The sequence below is a fragment of the Streptomyces sp. ML-6 genome (assembly GCF_030116705.1).
In the GTDB taxonomy this organism is placed as follows: domain Bacteria; phylum Actinomycetota; class Actinomycetes; order Streptomycetales; family Streptomycetaceae; genus Streptomyces.
This window is the reverse complement of the sequence record NZ_JAOTIK010000001.1, coordinates 3830363-3852408: the sequence shown is the minus strand read 5'-3', so window position 1 is coordinate 3852408 and position 22046 is coordinate 3830363. Positions and strand designations below refer to the sequence as shown.

The window sequence follows — 22046 nt, the reverse complement described above, 5'->3', positions numbered from 1 at the left end:
GGACGGACGGACAGAGTTAGAGTAACCGAACGATCGGTCGGGACAAGGGGGCCCGCCAAACCTGTGGACAACTCGTAGGGGAGGATCGCGGACATGACCACGGCCAAGCGGGACACGTACACCCCGGAGACCCTGCTCACCGTCGCCGTCCGTGTCTTCAACGAGCGCGGCTACGACGGCACGTCCATGGAGCATCTCTCCAAGGCGGCGGGCATTTCCAAGTCGTCCATCTACCACCATGTCGCGGGCAAGGAAGAACTGCTGCGGCGGGCGGTCAGCCGGGCGCTGGACGGGCTCTTCGGGATTCTGGACGAGCCGGGAGCGACGCGGGGGCGGGCGATCGAGCGGGTCGAGTACGTCACCCGCCGCACCGTCGACGTGCTGATAGCCGAACTTCCCTACGTCACGCTGCTGCTGCGCGTACGGGGCAACACGAATACGGAACGCTGGGCGATGGAGCGGCGGCGCGAGTTCGACCAGCGGGTGACCGAGCTGCTCAAGGCCGCGGTCGCGGACGGCGACCTCCGTTCCGACGTGGACATACGGCTGGTGACCCGGCTGCTCTTCGGAATGGTCAACTCGCTGGTGGAGTGGTACCGCCCGCTGCCGGACGGCGGGGTCGACGGCGAGCGGCTGGCGGACACGCTGGTCCGGGTGGCTTTCGAGGGCATGCGCTCCAGCCGTTGAGCCACTGACCGTCGAGTCGTTGAACCATCGGCCGCCGAATGGCTCGCTCCCGACGGTCGGGGGCAGGGTTTTCCGGTCGAGCGGGCCCCGGATTTTTCCGGCCGGGCGGGGCCGAGAACGCGCGCTTCAGGTGAGTTCGGTGGGCCTGTCCGGGCCCGGTGCCAGGTCCGTCTCCTCGAACACCAGGAGCGTGCGGGTCGAGAGCACCTCCGGGATGGCCTGGATCTTGGTGAGGACCAGCTCGCGCAGTGACCTGTTGTCCGGGGTGTGCACCAGCAGGAGCACGTCGAAGTCGCCGCTGACCAGCGCTATGTGGGTCGCCCCGGGCAGCGCCTGGAGCTGCTCGCGCACGGTGCGCCAGGAATTCTGGACGATCTTGAGCGTGATGTACGCGGAGGCGCCCTGACCGGCCCGCTCGTGGTCCACGCGCGCGCTGAAACCACGGATCACGCCGTCGTCGAGGAGCCGGTTGATCCGGGCGTAGGCGTTGGCCCGCGATACATGGACGCGGTCGGCCACCGAACGGATCGAGGCGCGTCCGTCCGTCTGGAGCAGTCGCAGGATGTCGCGGTCGATGGCGTCGAGCGGGCGGGCGGGGAGGGGGCGGCCGGGATCCTCTCCCCAGGCGGCCATTTGTTCAGCTGACATGTGCCCGTGCCTCCCCGTCCTGGACGACCTGCCTCTATCCCAGGTTGTGGAGAACCGTTTGTCCACAGGCTGGAGGTGCCTGTAGCCAAAATGCGCTCGCGACCGAACAATCGGTAGGTGAGGAACGCCGCATCGGCGCCTCGGACAGCGCTCGACATTTCGATGTATTTCGACACCCCTCGGCACCGGGCCATCCCTCGGTGCCGACAGACGCCGCTCGAAACCCCTCGATGCCAGGAGGTGCTTGTCATGACGGTCCAAGAGCTGCCCGGCGCGGCTGCTTACCGGCCCGCGCCGCCCCCGGCCTGGAAGCCGCTCACCGATCCTGCGCCGCTGCTCCCGGACCCCGAGCCGTACCGCGTGCTCGGTACGGACGCCGTGGCGGACGCCGATCCCGAGCTGCTTCTGCGCCTCTACGCGGAGCTGGTCCGCGGCCGGAGGTACAACGCGCAGGCCACCGCGCTCACCAAGCAGGGCCGGCTCGCCGTCTACCCGTCGAGCACGGGCCAGGAGGCCTGCGAGATAGCGGCCGCCCTGGTGCTGGAGGAGCGGGACTGGCTCTTTCCCAGCTACCGCGACACCCTCGCGGCGGTGGCGCGGGGGCTGGACCCGGTCGAGGCGCTGACGCTGCTGCGCGGTGACCGGCACACGGGTTACGACCCGCGGGCGCACCGCATCGCCCCGCTCTGCACTCCCCTGGCCACCCAGTTGCCGCACGCGGTGGGGCTGGCGCACGCGGCCCGGCTCAAGGGCGACGACGTGGTGGCGCTGGCCATGGTCGGCGACGGCGGCACCAGCGAGGGCGATTTCCACGAGGCGCTGAACTTCGCCGCGGTCTGGCGGGCCCCGGTGGTCTTTCTCGTACAGAACAACGGCTTCGCGATCTCCGTACCGCTGGCGAAGCAGACGGCCGCGCCGTCCCTGGCGCACAAGGCCGTGGGATACGGGATGCCGGGCCGTCTGGTGGACGGCAACGACGCGCCCGCCGTGCACCAGGTGCTCGGCGAGGCGGTGGCGCGGGCCCGGCGCGGGGAGGGCCCGACGCTCGTCGAGGCGGTGACCTACCGCATGGACGCTCATACGAACGCCGATGACGCCACGCGCTACCGCGTCGAGAGCGAGGTGGAGGCGTGGCGCGAGCACGACCCGATCCGGATCCTGGAGCGGGAGCTGACCGGGCGGGGGCTGCTCGGTGACGAGGGGATCGAGGAGGCGCGGGAGGCCGCGGACCGGATGGCGGCCGCCCTGCGCGAGCGGATGAACGCCGACCCGGTGCTGAACCCGATGGACCTGTTCGCCCACGTCTACGAGGAACAGACCGCGCAACTCCGGGAACAGGCCGCCCGGTTGCGCGTCGAACTGGACGCGGAGCAGGACCAGCACGGCGACGAGGACGTGGAGGAGCGGCGATGACGACGGCGGCGGCTGCCACCGGGGAGCGGACGGCGAGGACCAAGCCCGCCACGATGGCCCAGGCCCTCGGACGGGCGCTGCGCGACTCGATGGCGCAGGACCCGACGGTGCATGTGCTCGGCGAGGACGTGGGTGCGCTCGGCGGGGTCTTCCGGATCACCGACGGCCTGGCGAAGGAATTCGGCGAGGACCGCTGCACGGATACCCCGCTGGCCGAGGCGGGCATCCTCGGCACGGCGGTCGGCATGGCGATGTACGGGCTGCGACCCGTGGTGGAGATGCAGTTCGACGCCTTCGCCTACCCGGCTTTCGAGCAGCTCATCAGCCATGTCGCGAAGATGCGGAACCGGACGGCCGGCGCCATGCCGCTGCCGATCACGGTGCGGGTGCCGTACGGCGGCGGGATCGGCGGGGTGGAGCACCACAGCGACTCCTCCGAGGCGTACTACATGGCGACGCCCGGCCTCCACGTCGTCACGCCCGCCACGGTCGAGGACGCGTACGGGCTGCTGAGGGCGTCGATCGCCTCCGACGACCCGGTGGTGTTCATGGAGCCGAAGCGGCTCTACTGGTCGAAGGCCGACTGGTCGCCCGAGGCTCCGGTGGCCGTGGAACCGATCGGCCGGGCCGTGGTCCGCCGGACCGGGCGCAGCGCCACGCTGATCACGTACGGACCTTCGCTGCCCGTCTGCATGGAGGCCGCGGAAGCGGCCGTCGAGGAGGGCTGGGACCTCGAAGTCGTCGATCTGCGCTCCCTGGTGCCGTTCGACGACGAGACCGTCGCCACTTCCGTGCGGCGCACGGGGCGTGCGGTCGTCGTCCACGAGTCCTCCGGGTTCGGCGGGCCGGGCGGTGAGATAGCGGCCCGGATCACGGAGCGCTGCTTCCACCACCTGGAGGCGCCGGTGCTGCGCGTCGCCGGTTTCGACATCCCGTATCCGCCGCCGATGCAGGAGAAGCACCATCTCCCGGGTGTGGACCGGGTGCTGGACGCGGTCGCCCGCTTGCAGTGGGAGGCGGAGAGCTGATGGCCCAGGTACTCGAATTCAAGCTGCCGGACCTCGGTGAGGGGCTCACCGAGGCGGAGATCGTGCGCTGGCTGGTGGAGGTCGGCGACGTCGTCGCCATCGACCAGCCGGTCGTCGAGGTCGAGACGGCCAAGGCGATGGTGGAGGTGCCGTGTCCGTACGGAGGTGTGGTCACGGCGCGGTTCGGCGAGGAAGGGGCCGAACTCCCGGTCGGGGCACCGCTGCTGACGGTCGCGGTGGGGTCGCCGCAGGAGACGGGACGCGGTGCTGGTCGGGACGCCGGCTCTGGTGCTGGAGCCGAAGCCGGAGCTGATTCCGGTTCCGGTGGTGGGGGCGGTGCGGGCTCCGGTGCTGGTACTCGGGCTGGTGCTGGGGTTGGTTCCGGTTCTGGGGCGGCGGAGTCGTCAGGCAATGTGCTGGTCGGGTACGGGACGGGCGCGCCGGTGGCACGTCGGCGGCGGGTCCGCCCCGAGGCGTCGGTGGCACGGGTGTCCGCGGAGGTGACGGCCGGGGCCGCCGCTCCGGCTCCAGCTCCGGTCGCGGAGTCGGGCCCGGTGGCGGTCGTTTCCCCTCCGGTGCGGAAGCTGGCGCGGCAGCACGGTCTTGACCTGCGGAAACTGGCGGGTTCCGGGCCGGACGGGCTGATCCTGCGGGCCGATGTGGAGGCCGCGATCAGGATGCTGGAAGAGTCGGCCACGCCTTCGTCGACTGCGGTTCCGGCTGGAGGTCCGGCTGCGGTTCCTGCGGCGGGAACGGCGACGGCGGCGTCGGCTTCGGCGCAGCCGTCGGGGGCGCGCGGGGTCGTGAGCGCGGGCGCGGAGCGGATTCCGTTGCGCGGTGTGCGGGGCGCGGTCGCCGACAAGCTGGCGCGCAGTCGGCGGGAGATCCCCGACGCCACGTGCTGGGTCGATGCCGATGCCACCGAACTGATGGCGGCCAGAGCCGCGATGAACGGCGCCGGTGGACCGGCGGCCGGTCCCAAGGTGTCCGTGCTCGCCCTGCTGGCGCGCATCTGCACCGCCGCGCTGGCCCGGTTCCCCGAGCTCAACTCCACCGTGGACCTGGAGGCGCGGGAGATCGTGCGGCTGCCGGAGGTCCACCTCGGGTTCGCGGCCCAGACCGATCGCGGGCTGGTGGTCCCCGTCGTGCGGGACGCGCATGTCCGGAACGCGGAGTCGATCGGGGCCGAGATCGCCCGGCTGACGGAGGCGGCACGAGCCGGGCGGCTGACCCCGGCGGAGCTGACCGGCGGCACGTTCACGCTGAACAACTACGGGGTGTTCGGGGTCGACGGATCGACCCCGATCATCAACCACCCCGAGGCGGCGATGCTGGGGGTCGGCCGGATCGTGCCCAAGCCCTGGGTGCACGGGGGCGAGCTGGCCGTACGCCAGGTCGTCCAGCTCTCGCTGACCTTCGACCACCGGGTCTGCGACGGCGGCACGGCCGGCGGGTTCCTCCGCTACATAGCCGACTGCGTGGAACAACCGGCTGTACTGCTGCGCACGTTGTAGGCGGAAACAGCCGCGGGACCCGTCTCCTCCGCGTCTGTTTCCTCCACGCCCGTTTGCTCGGGGCCTGCGTTCCCCGTGACACGTCCGGGTTTCCCGCGCAGGGTTCGTGTTTCCCGCGCAGGGTTCGTGTTCTCCGTGCTGCGTTCGTGTTCCCCGCGTCCGTGTTCCGGCGGGCCCACCGGAACACGGACGCGGGGGAACGGCGCGGGAGCGCGGCCCGCATACTCGGACGCATGACCGCCTATGACGCCATCGTCCTTGCCGGAGGGGCCGCCGAGCGGCTCGGCGGCGCCGACAAGCCGGGAGTCCGGGTTGGTGGCCGTGCGCTGCTCGACCGGGTGCTCTCGGCCTGCGCCGACGCCTCGACGACAGTCGTGGTGGGCGGGCGTCGGCCCACTGCACGGGCGGTGACCTGGACGTACGAAGTGCCGCGGGGCGGTGGACCGTTGGCCGCGCTCGACGCCGGGGTCCGGCTGACCACGGCGGAGTGGGTTCTCGTGCTCTCCGCCGATCTGCCGTTCCTGGAGGCCGACACCGTCGGAGCGCTGTTGGCGGCCGCGGAGGACGGGCGGCGCGAGGGAGCCCTGTGCGTCGACCAGGACGGGCGTGACCAGCCGCTCGTCGCCGTCTACGGTGCCGAACCGCTGCGCCGCGAGCTCGCGCTGATCGCCACCGAGCACGGGGGACTGTCCGGACTCCCGTTGCGCCTGCTGACGCACGAACTCGATCTCGCGCGGGTGGAGGGCGACCCCCTGGCCTCTTTCGACTGCGACACCTGGAAGGACATCGCGTCGGCCCGGGCACGCATCAGAGAGCATGGGGTCGTGCTGGACGAATGGATCACCGCAGTCAAGGACGAACTCGGCATCGAACTCGACGTCGACACCGATGTCCTGCTCGACCTCGCCCGTGACGCCGCCCACGGCGTCGCCCGGCCTGCCGCGCCGCTGACAACCTTTCTGGTCGGCTACGCGGCGGCGAAGGCGAGTCAGGACAGGAACGGGGCCGGGGACGGGGACGGTGCCGTGGAGGCGGTGGCCGAAGCCGCGCGGAAGGCCGCCGCGCTTGCCCGCCGCTGGGCGGACGAGAACGAGACGCAATGACGACTCGCGACAGCGGGGCGGGTGCCTGGTGGCCGGCAGCGGACCACGCGTCTGTTCCCGGGGCCGTCCACGCTTCTGCCTCCGGGGCCGGACCCGCCTTTGACCCCGGTTCCGATCCCGGTTGGGTCCCCGGCCCGGCCCCCGATCCGGCTTCGGAGGAGGAAAGGGCTGTCGAGGAGGCTCTCGCCCTGGTCAGGCGCCGGACGGCCGAGGAGCTCCGTCCGGTGGGCCGACCTCACCCCGAGACGCGCCTCGACCTCACGGTTTCCCGATTCCCGGAACGCCCGGAACGCCCGGAAGGTCAGGATTGCCGGGATCAGTCGGATTCCCCGAACAGGCCGAGCCTCTCGGACGGGTCCGCCCCTTCGAACGGGGTGGATTCCTCGGACAGCGCGGACTCCTCGGGTGGGGTGGATCTTCCGGGGCGATCGGATTCGTCGAACCGGTTGGACCCGGCGGGCCCGGACCCGGATCCAGGGCCGGGGGTGTGTTCGGGGTCCCGGTCGGGCGGGTCGGTGCCGGTGAGCGGAGGCGGCGCCGGCCGGGCCCCGGGGCGTGACCGGCACGAGAGGCCGGTCCCTTGGCGGGAGGCGCGTGCGCTCGCGGCCCGGGCCGGGCGCGGGGCGGCTGTACGGACGACCGATCGGCTCGGGCTCGACCGGGCACTCGGCCACGTACTCGCCGAGCCGCTCGTCGCGCTCACCGATCTGCCGTCCTTCGATACTTCCGCGATGGACGGCTGGGTCGTTTCCGGGCCGGGACCGTGGACCATCCGCGAGGCTCCCGTGACCAGGGAAGGGGAGGGAGCAGGGGCGGGCGAGAAGGAGGCCGGGGCCGGTTCGGCGTCGGGGGCGGGTCCGGGCCGAAAGCCGGGCATTCTCGCCGGGCGGAGTGCTCCCGCCCCGCTGCCCGACGGGGATGCCGTGCGGATCGCCACCGGGGCCCGTATCCCGGTGAACGCCAACGCCGTGATCCGTAGCGAACACGCGCGCGTGGACGAGGCCAAGGGGTTGCTTCACGCGACGCGTTCGGTCGTCCCCGGGCAGGACATCAGGCCGCGCGGGCAGGAATGCCGTTGCGGGGACCGGCTCATGCCCGCCGGGGCCGTGGTCACCCCCGTCGTTCTCGGTCTGGCCGCGGCGGCCGGGTACGACACGCTCGTCGTGGCGCCCCGGCCCCGGGTCGACGTCCTCGTCCTCGGTGACGAACTGCTGACCGAGGGGCTGCCGCACGAGGGCCTGATCCGTGACGCACTCGGCCCGATGATCGGTCCCTGGCTGCGCGCGCTGGGCGCCGAGGTGGCCGACCCGCAGCGGCTCGGCGATGACGCCGAGGCCCTGCGACATGCTCTGACCAGCACGGATGTCGATCTGGTCATCACCACCGGGGGCACGGCCGCGGGCCCGGTCGATCATGTCCACCCGGTGCTTGCCGAGATCGGGGCAGAGTTGCTGGTCGACGGGGTCGCCGTCCGCCCCGGTCACCCGATGCTCCTGGCCGGGCTCAGGAAACCGGGGCAGGCGCCGGGGCCGGTGCCGACGCCGGGTCCGGGGGCCCGTGAGGGAGACGGGAAACCGGAGGCTCGTGCGACGGGCGAGAGAGCAGGCGAGAAGGCGGGTGAGAAGGCAGGCGAGGGGAGGGCGTACCTTGTCGGGCTGCCGGGCAATCCGCTGGCCGCCGTCTCCGCGCTCCTCACCCTCGCCGCTCCGCTGCTGCACGGGCTGGCGGGTCGAATGCCGGAACCGGCGCGCCGGGCCGTCGTGCGGGACGCGGTGCAGGGGCATCCGCATGACACCCGGCTGGTGCCCGTCGCCCGCCGCAGCGCCGGGCCCGCGACGCCCGCCGCCGGCTTCACCGACGTACCGGGTGGCGGACGCGGCTCCGCGGGCAGAACGGGCAGCGGATACGGTGGCGGCTCGGGAACCGGTGGCGGATACGGCAGGGGCGGAATGGGAACCGGGAACGGCGGTGGCGGCGAGTACGTCGTACCACTGCACTACAACGGTCCGGCGATGCTTCGCGGGATCGTCGCTGCCGACGGTCTGGCCGTCGTACCGCCCGGCGGGGTACGGTCCGGCACCGAGGTGGAAATCCTCGACCTGCCGTGGGCCCCGGCGCTGCCGTGGACGGAAGGGCGTTTCACGTGAAACTTCCCGGCCACGATGCGATGGCCAGGCGTGCCGACGAGAAGGCTCTGCCCACGCGGGTGCTGCTTCCGAGACGTGTCGTCGACGGACCGGCCCGGCAGGTCGCCAAGCGGCTGCTGATGGCGCTGCTGGTGCTCGCCGTGACCGTGCTGATCGTCTGGATGGACCGCGAGGGCTATCACGACGCCGCCGACGACAAGGTCGATCTGCTGGACGCGGTGTACTACGCGACAGTCACGCTCTCCACCACCGGTTACGGCGACATCACCCCGTACGGGGACGGCGCCCGGCTCACCAATGTGCTGCTCGTGACACCGCTGCGGGTGCTCTTCCTGATCATTCTGGTCGGCACCACTCTTGAGGTCCTCACGGAACGGACCCGGGAGGATTTTCGGCTGAAGCGTTGGAGAACCAACTTGCGTGACCACACCGTCGTCGTCGGCTTCGGGACGAAGGGCCGTTCGGCCATCCAGACCCTGCGCGCCACCGGCCTGAAGAAGGAACAGATCGTCATCGTCGACCCGGCGTCCAAGGTGATCGAGGTCGCCAACGCCGAAGGGTTCGTGGGTGTGATCGGCGATGCGACGCGCAGCGACGTCCTGTTGAGGGCGGAGCTCCAGAAGGCGCGTCAGATCATCATCGCCACCCAGCGCGACGACACGGCGGTGCTGGTGGCGCTGACGGCCCGGCAGCTCAACCGCGGCGCGAAGATCGTCGCCGCGGTGCGCGAGGAGGAGAACGCGCCGTTGCTCCGGCAGTCCGGGGCCGATGCCGTGATCACCAGCGCCAGCGCGGCGGGCCGGCTGCTGGGTCTCTCCGTCCTCAGCCCCAGCGCGGGCACGGTGATGGAGGACCTGATCCAGCAGGGCAGCGGGCTCGATCTCGTCGAACGGCCGGTGATAAAGGCCGAGGTGGGCAAGAGCGTCCGGGAGACGGACGACCTGGTGGTCAGCGTTCTGCGGGGGCACCGGCTGCTCGGTTACGACGATCCGGCGGCCAGTCCGTTGCAGTTGACGGACCGTTTGATCACCATCGTGCGCGCCGTGAACGACCTGCCGCCGGACAAGCAGCCTCCGACCATGTCGCGTTCGTAGCCGGAGCGGTTTTCCTCGGCGCGGTTCGGTTCGAGGCGGGCCGGTTCGGGGTGGCGTGGTTCGTCTCGGCGTGGTTCGGTTCGGTTTCGTGGTCCGTCCGGGGGCACGGGTAGCCTCGCGGCCATGTATGCGATCACGATCCCCGAACCCGGCGGCCCCGAGGCACTCGTGTGGGCCGAGGTGCCCGATCCGGTGGCCGGTGAGGGCGAGGTCCTCGTCGATGTCGTGTCCAGTGCGGTCAATCGCGCCGACGTGCTGCAACGGCAGGGCTTCTACAACCCGCCGCCCGGGGCGTCCCCGTACCCCGGGCTGGAGTGCGCGGGCCGTGTTTCGGCGGTCGGGCCCGGCGTCACCGGCTGGTCGGTCGGGGACCAGGTCTGCGCGTTGCTCGCGGGCGGCGGATACGCGGAGAAGGTGGCCGTGCCCGCCGGGCAGCTGCTGCCCGTACCGGAGGGGATCGACCCGGTCCTGGCCGCGGCGCTGCCCGAGGTGACCGCCACGGTCTGGTCGAACGTCTTCATGGTGGCCCACCTGCGTCCCGGCGAGACGCTGCTGGTGCACGGCGGGTCCAGCGGCATCGGCACGATGGCGATCCAGCTCGCCAAGGCCGTGGGGGCCAGGGTCGCGGTGACCGCCGGGGGGCCGGAGAAGCTGGCGCGCTGCGCGGAGCTCGGGGCCGACATCCTGATCGACTACCGGGAGCAGGACTTCGTCGAGGAGCTGCGCAAGGCCACGGACGGGGCCGGCGCGGACGTCATCCTCGACATCGTCGGCGCGAAGTACCTGGACCGGAACGTGAAGGCGCTCGCCGTCAACGGCAGGCTGGCCGTCATCGGCCTCCAGGGGGGCGTCAAGGGCGAGCTGAATCTGGGTGCCCTGCTCAACAAGCGGGCCGCCATCACCGCGACCTCGCTGCGCGGCCGTCCGCTCGCCGAGAAGGCCGCCATCGTCGCCGCGGTGCGCGAGCACGTGTGGCCGCTGATCGCCGACGGCATCGTCCGGCCGGTCGTGGACCGCACGCTGCCGCTGCCGGAGGCCGCCGAGGCCCATCGGGTGCTGGAGTCGAGCGCCCACGTCGGAAAGGTGCTGCTGCGGGCACCCGTGGGCTGAGCAGCGGACCGGGGTCCGGCCGGTACCGGGGTCCGGTCGGTACCGGTGCCGGTGTCTGGTCGCGGTACCGGGCAGAGGTGCGGCTGATTCACCGCCGAGGCCCGGCGCGCAGGTCATGGACCAGGTGCGCCGGGCCTCGGCGATGTGGTGCGGTGCGTTGCGCTGATTTGCGCTGATTTGCTGTCGGCTGTGGGGCTTGGGGCTCGTGGGGCCGGGAAGCGGTTCTGCGTCCGGCCCGGTGACCGTAGGCGCGGTCAGCGGCGGGGGATCAGAGGTACGGGCCCGAGCGCAGGGCGCCGTGCGGATCCCCGCTGCCGTCCTCGTCCTCGTGGACGCTGCCCGGCGGAAGGGCGCGGCGCATCTGCTCCAGCTGGGCCCGCGCCGCCATCTGCTGGGCGAACAGCGTCGTCTGGATGCCGTGGAACAGACCCTCCAGCCAGCCGACCAGCTGGGCCTGGGCGATCCGCAGCTCCGCCTCGGAGGGCACGGACTCGTCGGTGAACGGCAGGGAGAGCCGTTCCAGCTCCTCCACCAGCTCCGGCGCGAGGCCGTCCTCCAGCTCCTTCACGGAACCGGCGTGGATCTCCTTGAGCCTGACCCGGCTCGCCTCGTCGAGAGGAGCCGCCCTGACCTCCTCCAGGAGCTGCTTGATCATGCTGCCGATGCGCATGACCTTCGCGGGCTGTTCGACCATCTCCGTCACCGGGACCTCACGCGATTCGTCGTCAGTGCCACCGCCGCCGATCGCCATGCCGTCCTGCCCCACCACGAGGACTTGGGGGTGCTCCTGCGACCGTTCATTCCTCGGCATCTCCATGGCGACATTGTCTCGCACACCTGCCGCACAACACCTTGGTGCCCCCGAGAACGGTTGATCCACCGTTCGCGGGGGGCACCGGATCGGCCGGTCGCGCCGTCATCCGTACGGTTACCCGGCCCGGCGGGCCAGGGCGAGGCGCGAGCGGGTGAACGCCATCGCGAGCAGTCCGGCCAGCAGCGGAACCCCCACGACGAGCAGGCCGATGGTGCTCCAGGGCAGCACGATCGGGGTGTACGCCGACTCCATGGGCTCCGCGCGCATTGTCCTCAGCGCCTCGCGCAGGTCGACGAGGCGCAGTGCCACCGCGGGCACCAGCCCCGCCAGCGTGCCGAGCACCACCCCCGTGAGCGCCACCACCATGCACTGGAAGCCGGACAGCTTCCGCCGTACGCCCGGGGGTGCGCCCACCGCGCTGAGCGTGGTGAGATCCGCCTCGGCGTCCGCCTTGGCGAGGCCCGTCGTGATCGACGCGGCACCCAGGGTCACCATCCCGGCGAGCAGGACGAGAACCACCATCATGGTGTCCTCCGTCCCGTAGGGGCCCGATTCGCCCTGCACCCAGAGGCCGCCGCCGGCCTGGTCGATCGCGGCGCGCGCCCGCTGGAGCTCGGCGCTCGTCGGTGGGTGGGCGGCGGTGTACACGCTTCCGGCGGGCGAGGTGTGCAGGCCGAGCCGTTCCGCTGTCTTCTGCGGCATGATCATGCTGACCCCGGGGGTGGCCGCGTACTTCTCGGGCGCCACGTACACCTTCAGCTTCGTCGTGGTGGTCCGGGGCTTGTCCGGGTGCTGCGCCGCCCGGTTCTTCTTGTCCTTCTCGCTGTACCGGTGGACCGCCTTGATGGTGACCTCGCCGTTCTTCGCGTACGTCTTGTTGAGCAGCACCGGGGTGCCCGCGGCCAGGGCCTCGGTGGCGGCGGGGTCGGCGAACTTCGCGTAGACGTCGAGCAGGGTCTCGTCCGCGACGACGATGTTGCTCATGTCGGAGTTGAAGATGCCCGACGGCATGAGGCGGGTCAGGCAGGCCGGGGAGCGCATCAGTTCCTTGTGCTCGTCGGCGGAGAGCCGGGCGGCGAGCGCCTTGGCGCCCTTGCCGGTGAGCGGGCAGGCGTGGTCCTTCCCGGCAGGTACGACCATTTCGAGCGAGCCGCAGCTTTCGGACTTGTAGACGTTGCAGTCGCTGCCCGCCCAGACCCGCCGGTAGTCGGCGCGCTTGCCGGTGACGGCCAGGCTCCGTTCCACGGCGGGCCGGGCCCGCCGGAGCCGTTCGGCGACATCGGCCCCGGAGGAGTAGGAGGAGGACAGGAGGATGGTGCCCTGCGTCATCGCGGGAACGTAGTCGAACTCGTTCTCGGCCTTGGTGCTGGACATGTACGTGGCGACGGCCACCGATCCCGCGACGGCCGCCATCACGGCCGCGACCGCCGGAGCCGTACGGCCGCGGTTGCGGGCCGCGTCGCGCAGCGCCATCCGGGGCGAGAGCGGTAGCCGTCGGCCGACCCGGCCGAGGAGGCCGACGAGCACCGGGATGCAGGCGAGCAGCCCGAGCTCGGCGACTATCGAACCGCCGGCGACCAGTCCCGAGTCGCCGGTGGTGCCGCCGTGGACGGCGACGACGGTGCCGATGGCCAGGACGCAGCAGCCCAGGATCGGCAGGATCCGGGAGGAGCGGCGGACGCCGCGACGGCCGGTGAGCGATTCGAGCACGGACTGCCGGCTCGCCACGATCGCCGGGGCGAACGCCGCCAGGAGTCCGGTGACCAGGCCGAACGCCGCGATGCCCAGCAGTTCCACGGGCCGCAGTTCGAGGGAGAAGAAGCGGTGTCCGACCAGGTCCTCGAGTATCGGGCGGAACACCGCTGTGAGCCCGATTCCGGCCACCGTGCCGGTCACCGCCCCGACCCCGCCGAGGACGAGACCCCCGCCGAGCACCACGGCCCGGACATGGCGCCGGTCCCCGCCGCAGGTGCCGAGGAGACCGAGCTGACGGCGGGAGCGGCGCGCCCCGACCGCGAAGGCGGGCCCGGCGAGCAGCACGATCTCCAGGATCGCCATGGCGACCACGGTGACGAGTGCGACGCTCAGCTCGTCGGAACCGCTCGCGTACGACTGGTAGCCCTTCTTGGCCAGCGGAACCTCGGAGTCCGGCGGCGGGTCGAGCACGACCTGACGGGACTTGACGAGAACACCCGACTTGTTGGCCCGGAGGACGTCCGGCCAGGTCACTCCCGCCCCTTCGGGGGCCTCGACCAGCCACTGCACGGGGCGTTCGTTCGGCGGAAGCACCTTCTTGTCGTGCTCGGCCCTGGTCTTCCACGGGGCGAGGACCGCTCCGGGATCGGCGTACAGTGCCTTGGTCTTCAGCGCGTCCGGCTTCTCGACGACGCCGGTGATCCGGTACTTCCTGCCGGAGTTGCGCACGGTGGTGGTCGAGCCGACGTCCAGCCCGGTCGACTCCAGGAACGGCTCGGTGGCGGCGACTTCGCCCGCGCCGTGCGGGTAGGAGCCGCGTACGAGGTCGACCATGCCGCGGACCATCTTGTCCGAGGTCCGGATCTCGAAGATGTCGGTGCTGGTGATGCCGTACGCGGTGGTGACGTCCGCCGGGGCGGACCGGATGTCGAGCGCCCGCGAACCCTTGGGGAACGTGGTGCTGATGTCGATCGCCGGGCTGTTCTCGTCCGGGACCGCCTCCTCGTCGACCGCCACATACATGTCGCCGTCGGGCAGCTGCTCGATGGGGCCGTTCCGCGGGTCCCTGAAGAGGGCGTCGGCGGAGCCCAGATCGGCCGTCAGCTGTTCGGCCGTGGTCGGAGCCGCGCTGCGGTACGTCACGTCGAGCGCGGTGACGCCGAGCACCGGTACGGCGATCATCGCGACCACCAGCGCGCTGCGGCCCTTGGCCCGCAACGCGTCGCGCCGGGCTATCCGGAGGGCCGCGCGCCAGCCCGTGAAGACGCTCACTCGGCGGTCCCGGTGATTCCGGTGGGGCCAGTGGTGCCTGCGGCTCCAGGGGCTCCGACGGTGAGCAGCGAGTCGGCGTCGGCGGTGAACGACTGGTCGACGATCGAGCCGTCCCGGAGGAACACGACCCGGTCGGCCCAGGCCGCGTACCGCGGCTCATGGGTCACCATCACCCCGGCCGCGCCCTGGTCGCAGCGGCTGCGCAGCAGGGCGAGCACCGCTTCGCCGGTCTCGGAGTCGAGGGCCCCGGTCGGTTCGTCGGCGAGCACCAGACGCCGGTCCCCCACCAGCGCACGGGCGATCGCGACCCGCTGCTGCTGGCCGCCGGACATCTCGTCCGGGAACCGCTCGGCGATCTCCAGGAGCCCCATCTCCTCCAGCGCCGCCCGCGCCTCCTTGCGGGCCTTGCGGACGGAGACGCCGTCGAGTTCGCGCGGCAGGGCGATGTTCTCGGCGGCGGTGAGGGCGGGGATGAGGTTGTAGTCCTGGAAGACGTAGCCGACGCTGCGGCGGCGCAGGGCGGCGACGTCCTTTCGGCCGAGGGCGGCGAGGTCCTGGCCCTCGATGATCACCTGGCCGCCGGTCGCGGTGTCGAGGCCGCCCGCGATGGTCAGCAGGGTCGACTTGCCGGAGCCCGAGGGGCCCATCACGGCGACGAATTCACCGGCGTGCACGCGGAGGTCGATGCCGCGCAGGGCGTGCACCTCGGCGATGCCGGAGCCGTGGGTGCGGGTGAGCGCCCGGAGTTCGAGCACCGGGGTGCCGGCCGACGGCGGTGAACCGGCGGGTGCTGCGGATCGGGACGGGGCGTGTGAGGACATGGCGGGTGGTTCCCCCCTGGGAACGGGTGTGTGGTCACGGGCGACGGGGTGACGGGGCCGCGACGGGCCGGCGGGCCGGCTTGTGGGGCGGGCCGGTGGTGCGCGGCCCGCGGCCCGCGGTTCGCGGCCTACGGTTCGTGGCCTGCGGCTCGTGCGGCTCGTGTGGCTCGTGATGCGCGATGCGCGGTACGCGTCAGCGTCGGCTGCGCGCCCGGCCGGTACGGGACGTGGCGCGGCCGGGGGTACGGACCTCGGGCTCCGGCTCCGTGGCGGCGGCCTCGGCGAGCCGGACCAGCCGGGTCTCGCAGTGGTCCAGCCAGCGGGCCTCGGCCTCCGCCTGGAAGATCATCTGCTCCAGCACGAGCAGCCAGGCGACCTCGTCGCGGTTGGACGGGACGGAGTTGAGCGACTGGGCCTTGAGCCGGGTGTAGTCCTGCATCGCCTTCAGGGTGTGGCGGCGCTGGGACTGGATGACGGCGCGGATGTCCACCCCGGGCGCGCCGACCGCCATCGCGAGCTTGATGGCCAGCTCGTCCCGGGGCGGGTTGCTGCGGTCGACGGGCGTCTCGAACCAGTTCCGCAGTTCGGTGCGTCCGTCGTCGGTGATCGCGTAGAGGGCGTGCCCCCGGTCGTCCTCCTCGTCCTGGACGACCAGGCCGTCACGCTCCAGCCGGCCCAGCGTCGTGTACACCTGTCCGACGTTGAGCGGCCAGGTGGAGCCGGTGCGCGATTCGAATTCGGTGCGGAGCTGGGAGCCGTACCGGGGGCCCCGCTCCAGGAGGGCCAGCAGCCCGTGGCGGATCGACATACTCAGTATGTATACCGAGTATGTTGTTCGATGCAAACCTCCGCCGGGAGGCCCGAGGCCGATCGGAGGGTTCAGGCGGGGGCCCGGGCACAGGGCTTGGACGGGCTCGGGCGGGGGTCAGTTCGAGCGGCGCATGCGGAACGCCAGGAAGGCCAGCCCCAGCCCGATCAGGGCGATTCCCATGCCGAGCGACACCTGTTTCACCTGGCTGACGGTCGGCGCGTCCAGGGCCTGCTGCGGGGGCCCCTCCGTCCCGGTGGGCGCGATCTCCACGGGGGTGGCGGCGGGCACCGGCTCCGGAACGGTCACCGGGGTCCGCTCCTCGGGCGGATCGAGCAGGCCGTCCGCGTGCGCGAGCTCCCACGGCGAGAACGGCCGTCCGGGCCGCAACCGCCCCTGCCCGGCCTCGCGCCCGGCCAGCGGGGACTGCGCGTCGGGAGGCGAGGACGCCTTGCCGGAGACGGCCCCCTCCCCGTCCCCGGCCCCGGCCCCGGAGGGTGAGGCGGAGGCGGGCGAGGAGGTGGGTGAGGAGCCTGGTGCCGGGGCGCCCGGAGGCGCGGGCGTGGGCGGTCGGCCCCCCGGGGGAACGGAGGCCACCGCGCCCGAAGACGCACCCGAAGCCGCACCCGAAGCCGCACCCGGCGGTGCACCCGAAGGAGTGGCGCCTCCTTCGGCCTCTCCCTCGCCGGTCTTCCCTCCAGCCCCCTCGTCCGGCACGCCGTCCGGCTCCTTCCCCGCCTCCTCGCCCGCCGGTTCGACGCCGGGTGCACCGGAGGATGCGGCGGAGGCGGGCCCGGCCGAGGCGGTCGCGGGCGGAGCGGGCGGCGTGGCCGGTGCGCTGAACGGACCCGGGGGTATGGCGGACGGGTGCTGGTCGGCCCGCGTCGCGCCCGCCGCAGCCCCCAGCGCCGCGCCCGCCGTCAGTACCAGGCAGGCCACGCACCGGGTGGGATGCGCGGGCAGAAGTCCTGAGGGCAGAAGTCCTGGAGACATGGGCACAGCGTCACATGTGACGGCGTGCCCGGCATTTTGGATGCAGCTGCCCAAGTCGGGCAGCCCGCCTCAGGCCGGGTCGCCCGTCGCGACACGCAGTTCGAAGTGGGCGCCCTGCTTCGGCACGGCGGTGCCGGACGACGGGAACTGGTTGACGACCTGGTCCTCCGCGTAGGTGTTCCCCGGTTCCTTGACCACCTTGATGGTCCAGCCGGCCGCGTCCGCGCAGGCCCGGGCGGAGAGGATGTCCTTGTACACGAAGCTGGGAGCGTCGACCTTGTTCGGGTCGTCGTTGTTCTCCATGGCGTCCGTGCACTTCTCGGTGTCCATCGTCCGGTTCCGCTCCGGCGGCTTGTGCTCGCCCGCGGCCGTCGACTTGTTCGGATCCGGGTCCTTCTCGCCCTTGCCGTTCAGCGAGAGCACCGTGATCAGCCCGCCGATCGCGACCAGGGAGACCACTATCGCGCCCACGAGCACCGGCATGTTCCGCTTCGAGCCGCTGCCGCCCGAGCCGGACTGCGGCTGGGTCCGGGTCTGCGGGGAGACGGTGTAGGGCGGCGGGGTCTGGTGGGCCGGGGCCTGGCCCTGGTACGGCTGGGGCGACTGCGGGTAGCCGTAGGACGGCGCCGGGGTGGGGGCCGGGGTCGTCGGCCCGTACGGGCCCGGCTGGGCGCCCGACGGGTACGGGCCCGGCTGGTACGGCGTCTGGACGCTCTGGGGCGTGGCGCCGGACTGGTCGACCGGGGGGAAGACCGCGGAGCCGACGCCCGAACCGCTGTTCGCCGGGGCGCCGCCGCCCGCGACGATCATCGGCGCGCCCGTGGTGCCGCCCGCGTTCAGCACGCGGGCGATCTCGTCCTGCATCGCCGCCGCGCTCGGGAAGCGCTCGTTCGGGTTCTTCTTCAGCGCACGGGCGACGAGCGCGTCCATCGCCGGCGTGATCGACCGGTTGATCGTGGAGGGCGCGACCGGTTCCTCCTGGACGTGCGCGTACGCGATCGCGAGCGGCGAGTCCGCGTCGAAGGGGAGCCGCCCGGTCAGCAGCTGGAACAGCATGATGCCGACCGAGTACAGGTCGGAGCGGGCGTCCACGCCGCGCCCCAGGGCCTGCTCGGGGGAGAGGTACTGCGGGGTGCCGACGACCATGCCGGTCTGCGTCATCGACGTGACGCCCGACTGCATGGCGCGGGCGATGCCGAAGTCCATGACCTTCACGACGCCGCGCTTGGTCACCATCACGTTGCCGGGCTTGATGTCGCGGTGGACCAGGCCCATCTCGTGGCTGGTGTCCAGCGCGGCCAGGACGTCGGCCGTCACCTTCAGCGCCCGGTCGGCCGGCATCGCGCCGTGGTTGCGGACGTCCGCCTGGAGCACGGAGCCGAGCGGCTGGCCCTCGACGTACTCCATGACGATGTACGGCATCAGCGCGCCGCCGAGCTCGTCCTCGCCGGTGTCGAAGACCGAGACGATGTTGGTGTGCTGCAGTTTTGCGACAGCCTGGGCCTCGCGCCGGAAGCGTTCGCGGAAGGACTGCTCGCGGCCCAGTTCCGTGTGCAGGGTCTTGATCGCGACCTGGCGGTCCAGCGCGGTGTCGTACGCCAGGTACACGGACGCCATTCCGCCCTCGCCGAGCAGATCGCGCAGCTGGTAGCGGCCGCCGGCGACCGAACCGCCCGCATAGCGACCCTGAGCGCCGTGTGCGCCGTCCTGGCTCATGACTTGCTTCCCCCTCGGCGCGACTGACGCGATCATCCCTATTTACGCGCCAAGTCTGCCCCAGGGGTACGACACGTCAAGCCAGGTGCCCGTTCCGTGACCCTACGCACAAGAAGCGTCTCGGAAGCGTTACAGGAACAACATGGATTTCCTGCGGAAGGCGCGCCGGGCGGTCGGATGACGCGCCCCTGTCGGCCACGGGGTGCCCGGTGGAGGCTGTAGCGTGGCGTGGCAATGCAGCTGGGGCCTTCCGGTTCGGATCGCACCGGTCCCGCGGGACCGGTGCGATCCGAACCGGAAGGCCCCAGACACCGTGAGCACCGCGGACGCGCGGACAGATACGACGGCGAGGACTGATGGCACCCGATTCCGAAGCAAACGGCGGCGGAGTTTCGGATGGCACCGACTCCTGGGGCGTCGATGGCGTCGTCGGTGACGGCCGCTACCGGATGACCCACCGCCTCGGCCGGGGCGGCATGGCGGAGGTCTTCGCGGCCGAGGACGTCCGGCTCGGCCGCACGGTCGCGGTCAAGCTCCTGCGCTCCGACCTGGCGGAGGACCCGGTCTCCAAGGCCCGGTTCACGCGCGAGGCGCAGTCCGTGGCGGGCCTGAACCACCATGCGATCGTCGCCGTGTACGACTCCGGCGAGGACGTGGTGGGCGGGCAGACCGTCCCCTACATCGTGATGGAGCTGGTCGAGGGCCGCACCATCCGTGATCTGCTGATCAGCGCCGAGGCCCCGCCGCCCGAGCAGGCGCTGATCATCGTCTCGGGGGTGCTGGAGGCCCTCGCGTACTCGCACCAGCACGGCATCGTCCACCGCGACATCAAGCCCGCCAACGTGATCATCACCAACTCGGGCGCGGTCAAGGTGATGGACTTCGGCATCGCGCGGGCCCTGCACGGCGCGCAGTCGACGATGACCCAGACCGGCATGGTCATGGGCACGCCGCAGTACCTCTCCCCCGAGCAGGCGCTGGGCAAGGCCGTCGACCACCGTTCCGACCTCTACGCCACCGGCTGTCTGCTGTACGAGCTCCTGGCGCTGCGGCCCCCCTTCACGGGCGAGACGCCGCTCTCCGTCGTGTACCAGCACGTCCAGGACACCCCGGTCCCGCCCTCCGAGGTGCTGGACTCGGTGCCGCCGGAGCTGGACGGGCTGGTCATGCGCTCGCTCGCGAAGGACCCGGACGACCGGTTCCAGAGCGCCGAGGAGATGCGCGGCCTCGTCCAGTACGGCCTGCAGATGCTCCAGGTGCAGGGCGGCCACACGCACACGTGGAACACCGGCCCGGTCGCGATGCACGAGGGTGGCCACACCCCGCCCGCCGGCGTCACCGGCACGATGGCGATGGGGCACCCGCCGCACCACGGGGACACCTCGCAGGGCCCGATCCTGCCGCCGATGAACCCCGACGACGGCGGTTACGAGGGCGGCCAGCGCGGTGCCGGCGGCGGCCGCGGCAAGCTGTGGTTGTTCGTCGTGCTCGCGCTGATCGCGATCGGCACGGGCGTCGCCCTCGCGCTCAATGCGGCGGACAACAGCGGTACGAAGAAGAAGGAGCCGCCGGTGACGAACTCCGAGTCGCCGTCCCCGACGAAGGACTCCTCCGAGCCGACCGACGAGGAGACCGAGGAGAACGAGGTGCCGGAGAACTCCACCGGCAACCAGGAGAACAACACCCCGTCGAAGCCCTACTACCCGCCCACCACCCCGAGCCAGACGTACGAGCCGCCGAGCACGGGACCCTCCACGCCGGGCACGGGCAGTGGCGGTACGGGCGCCAACAACGGCGGTACGGGTACGGACGACGGAGGCACCGGCACCGACGACGGCGGTACGGGTACGGACGACGGAGGCACCGGCACCGACGACGGCGGTACGGGTACGGACACCGGAGGCACCGGAGAGTCGACCGGGGCCACCACGGGCGCCACCACCACCGGCACCTCGGCCGCGGCCGGCGCCGCGGGGAGCACCGGCCAGTGACCTGAACGACCCGACGGGCCCGGGGCCCGGACCGACACTTTCCGGTCCGGGCCCCGGGCCGTTCCGGTTCCGGTTCCGAAACCGGTTCCGGAACCGGAGCCGAAACCAAAAGGGCCCCGGGCTCACCCCGTGAACGCCTCGCGCACCGCTTCGTACTCGCGCGTCCACCAGACCGCCAGGGCCGACACCGCGGGGAACTGCGGGTCGGCCCTCCGGTCGTGCAGGCAGTACCGCCAGCGCAGTATCCAGAAGTCGTTGAGCCGCTCCCACCACACCCGGTGCACCGCGGCGGCCAGTTCCGCCGCCCCGGCCCCGGCCGCCCGCCGGTAGGCCCGCGCGTACGCCCGCACCTTCTCCAGCTCCAGCCTTCCGGCCGGGAGCACGAAGAAGATCGCCGCCGCCCGCACCGCCTCCTCCGCGCGCGGCTGGATGCCCAGCCGGTCCCAGTCGAGGATCGCGACCGGCTCCGTGCCCCGGTACAGGACGTTCAGCGGGTGGAAGTCGCCGTGCACCCAGCCCGTCGCCGGGACGTCGGGCGTGGGCGGTCTGCGGTCGGCGTGCTGCTCCAGCAGGATGCGCCGCTCCAGGAGGCGGTGCTCGGCCAGTTCGTCGAAGGCGTCCCGGGGTCGCCGCCGGCGCGCGGCGGCCAGCAGCTCGTCGATCAGCGTGAACGTTTCCACGGGGTCGGGGCTGTGGTGGCCGCCGGTCCGGTACGCGGGGCCGGCGCCCTCCTCCATGACCTGTTCGAGCCCGGTGTGCACGGCCCCCAGCAGGGATCCGAGCCGCTCCGACTGGGCGGTGGTCAGCTGGGCGCCCGCCCGGTGCAGCCCGTCCACCCAGGGGTGCAGGGCGTAGCACCGGCCGCCGATCTCCGTGACCGTCCCGCCCTCGGTGTCCGCCACGGGCGGGGCCACGGGCACGCCGAGCGACTGGAGGCGCTGGGTGGCGCGGTGCTGGCGGACGATCGTGGCGCGGTCGCCGGTGGTGTCGTCGAGGTGGTGCTTGAGGAAGAAGGAGCCGCGGGTGGTGGAGACGCGGTACCCGTGGTTGAGCAGCCCCTGGGTGACGGGTTTGCAGGTCAGGGGCTCGCCCGCGTCCGGGTACCGGCGCAGTACCTCGTCCACCGGCGGGACCGGGCGCCCCGGTCGGTGGGGCGTGGACGGGTGCGGCAGTTCGCCGGCCGGCGGAGCGG

Annotated in this window: 17 protein-coding genes; 9 read left to right on the top strand and 8 right to left on the bottom strand. The window is 72.1% G+C overall.

From position 1 onward, the window contains the following. Positions 1-93 precede the first annotated feature (93 nt). On the top strand, positions 94-687 hold the full coding sequence (locus tag OCT49_RS17005; protein ID WP_283852746.1) for a TetR/AcrR family transcriptional regulator: 594 nt from the start codon (positions 94-96) through the stop codon (positions 685-687). A 126-nt stretch (positions 688-813) separates the two neighbouring features. Here OCT49_RS17005 and OCT49_RS17000 read toward each other — a convergent pair whose 3' ends face one another. Continuing rightward, positions 814-1320, bottom strand: coding sequence for an Lrp/AsnC family transcriptional regulator (locus OCT49_RS17000; protein ID WP_502963474.1), 507 nt, complete (start codon positions 1318-1320; stop codon positions 814-816). Between the two features lie 264 nt (positions 1321-1584). Between OCT49_RS17000 and pdhA the strand changes: the two genes are divergently transcribed. From pdhA to OCT49_RS16965, 7 genes are all read left to right on the top strand, one after another. Continuing rightward, positions 1585-2748 carry a pyruvate dehydrogenase (acetyl-transferring) E1 component subunit alpha gene (gene pdhA, locus OCT49_RS16995; RefSeq protein ID WP_283852744.1) on the top strand — a complete coding sequence of 388 codons (1164 nt, stop codon included), beginning with the start codon at positions 1585-1587 and terminating at the stop codon, positions 2746-2748. After that, on the top strand, positions 2745-3776 hold the full coding sequence (locus OCT49_RS16990) for an alpha-ketoacid dehydrogenase subunit beta (RefSeq protein ID WP_283852743.1): 1032 nt from the start codon (positions 2745-2747) through the stop codon (positions 3774-3776). Before pdhA ends, OCT49_RS16990 begins: the two co-directional genes overlap by 4 nt. Continuing rightward, positions 3776-5290, top strand: coding sequence for a dihydrolipoamide acetyltransferase family protein (locus tag OCT49_RS16985; protein ID WP_283852742.1), 1515 nt, complete (start codon positions 3776-3778; stop codon positions 5288-5290). Before OCT49_RS16990 ends, OCT49_RS16985 begins: the two co-directional genes overlap by 1 nt. 233 nt (positions 5291-5523) lie before the next feature. Next, positions 5524-6393, top strand: a complete 870-nt coding sequence (locus OCT49_RS16980; RefSeq protein ID WP_283852741.1) for an NTP transferase domain-containing protein — start codon at positions 5524-5526, stop codon at positions 6391-6393. A 410-nt stretch (positions 6394-6803) separates the two neighbouring features. After that, the gene (locus tag OCT49_RS16975; RefSeq protein ID WP_502963473.1) at positions 6804-8540 is read left to right on the top strand and encodes a molybdopterin molybdotransferase MoeA; all 1737 of its coding nucleotides are present in this window, start codon (positions 6804-6806) and stop codon (positions 8538-8540) included. Further along, positions 8498-9634 (top strand): potassium channel family protein, encoded by a 1137-nt coding sequence (locus tag OCT49_RS16970; protein WP_283852739.1) that lies wholly within the window; start codon positions 8498-8500, stop codon positions 9632-9634. Before OCT49_RS16975 ends, OCT49_RS16970 begins: the two co-directional genes overlap by 43 nt. A gap of 123 nt (positions 9635-9757) precedes the next feature. Next, positions 9758-10744 (top strand): NAD(P)H-quinone oxidoreductase, encoded by a 987-nt coding sequence (locus OCT49_RS16965; RefSeq protein ID WP_283852738.1) that lies wholly within the window; start codon positions 9758-9760, stop codon positions 10742-10744. A 268-nt stretch (positions 10745-11012) separates the two neighbouring features. On the opposite strand, the gene OCT49_RS16960 is transcribed toward OCT49_RS16965, so the two are convergent. The 6 genes from OCT49_RS16960 to OCT49_RS16935 all read right to left on the bottom strand — a co-directional run bounded on the left by OCT49_RS16960 (position 11013) and on the right by OCT49_RS16935 (position 18863). Further along, positions 11013-11561 carry a bacterial proteasome activator family protein gene (locus OCT49_RS16960; protein WP_283852737.1) on the bottom strand — a complete coding sequence of 183 codons (549 nt, stop codon included), beginning with the start codon at positions 11559-11561 and terminating at the stop codon, positions 11013-11015. Positions 11562-11672: 111 nt separating this feature from the next. Next, the gene (locus OCT49_RS16955) at positions 11673-14525 is read right to left on the bottom strand and encodes an FtsX-like permease family protein (protein ID WP_283852736.1); all 2853 of its coding nucleotides are present in this window, start codon (positions 14523-14525) and stop codon (positions 11673-11675) included. Next, positions 14522-15346 (bottom strand): ABC transporter ATP-binding protein, encoded by an 825-nt coding sequence (locus OCT49_RS16950; protein ID WP_283852735.1) that lies wholly within the window; start codon positions 15344-15346, stop codon positions 14522-14524. The genes OCT49_RS16955 and OCT49_RS16950 overlap by 4 nt, the downstream gene beginning before the upstream one ends. A 193-nt stretch (positions 15347-15539) precedes the next feature. Continuing rightward, the gene (locus OCT49_RS16945) at positions 15540-16154 is read right to left on the bottom strand and encodes a PadR family transcriptional regulator (RefSeq protein WP_283852734.1); all 615 of its coding nucleotides are present in this window, start codon (positions 16152-16154) and stop codon (positions 15540-15542) included. Between the two features lie 117 nt (positions 16155-16271). Further along, complete coding sequence (locus OCT49_RS16940; RefSeq protein ID WP_283852733.1) at positions 16272-17147, bottom strand: hypothetical protein; 876 nt, start codon at positions 17145-17147, stop codon at positions 16272-16274. 69 nt (positions 17148-17216) lie between these two features. Next, positions 17217-18863: a protein kinase domain-containing protein gene (locus OCT49_RS16935; RefSeq protein ID WP_283852732.1), complete on the bottom strand. Its 1647-nt coding sequence runs from the start codon at positions 18861-18863 to the stop codon at positions 17217-17219. A 356-nt stretch (positions 18864-19219) separates the two neighbouring features. On the opposite strand from OCT49_RS16935, the gene OCT49_RS16930 reads away from it, so the two are divergent. Further along, the gene (locus tag OCT49_RS16930; RefSeq protein WP_283852731.1) at positions 19220-20854 is read left to right on the top strand and encodes a protein kinase domain-containing protein; all 1635 of its coding nucleotides are present in this window, start codon (positions 19220-19222) and stop codon (positions 20852-20854) included. A gap of 122 nt (positions 20855-20976) precedes the next feature. Here OCT49_RS16930 and OCT49_RS16925 read toward each other — a convergent pair whose 3' ends face one another. Then, positions 20977-21978: a phosphotransferase gene (locus OCT49_RS16925; RefSeq protein WP_283852730.1), complete on the bottom strand. Its 1002-nt coding sequence runs from the start codon at positions 21976-21978 to the stop codon at positions 20977-20979. Between the last annotated feature and the right edge of the window lie 68 nt (positions 21979-22046).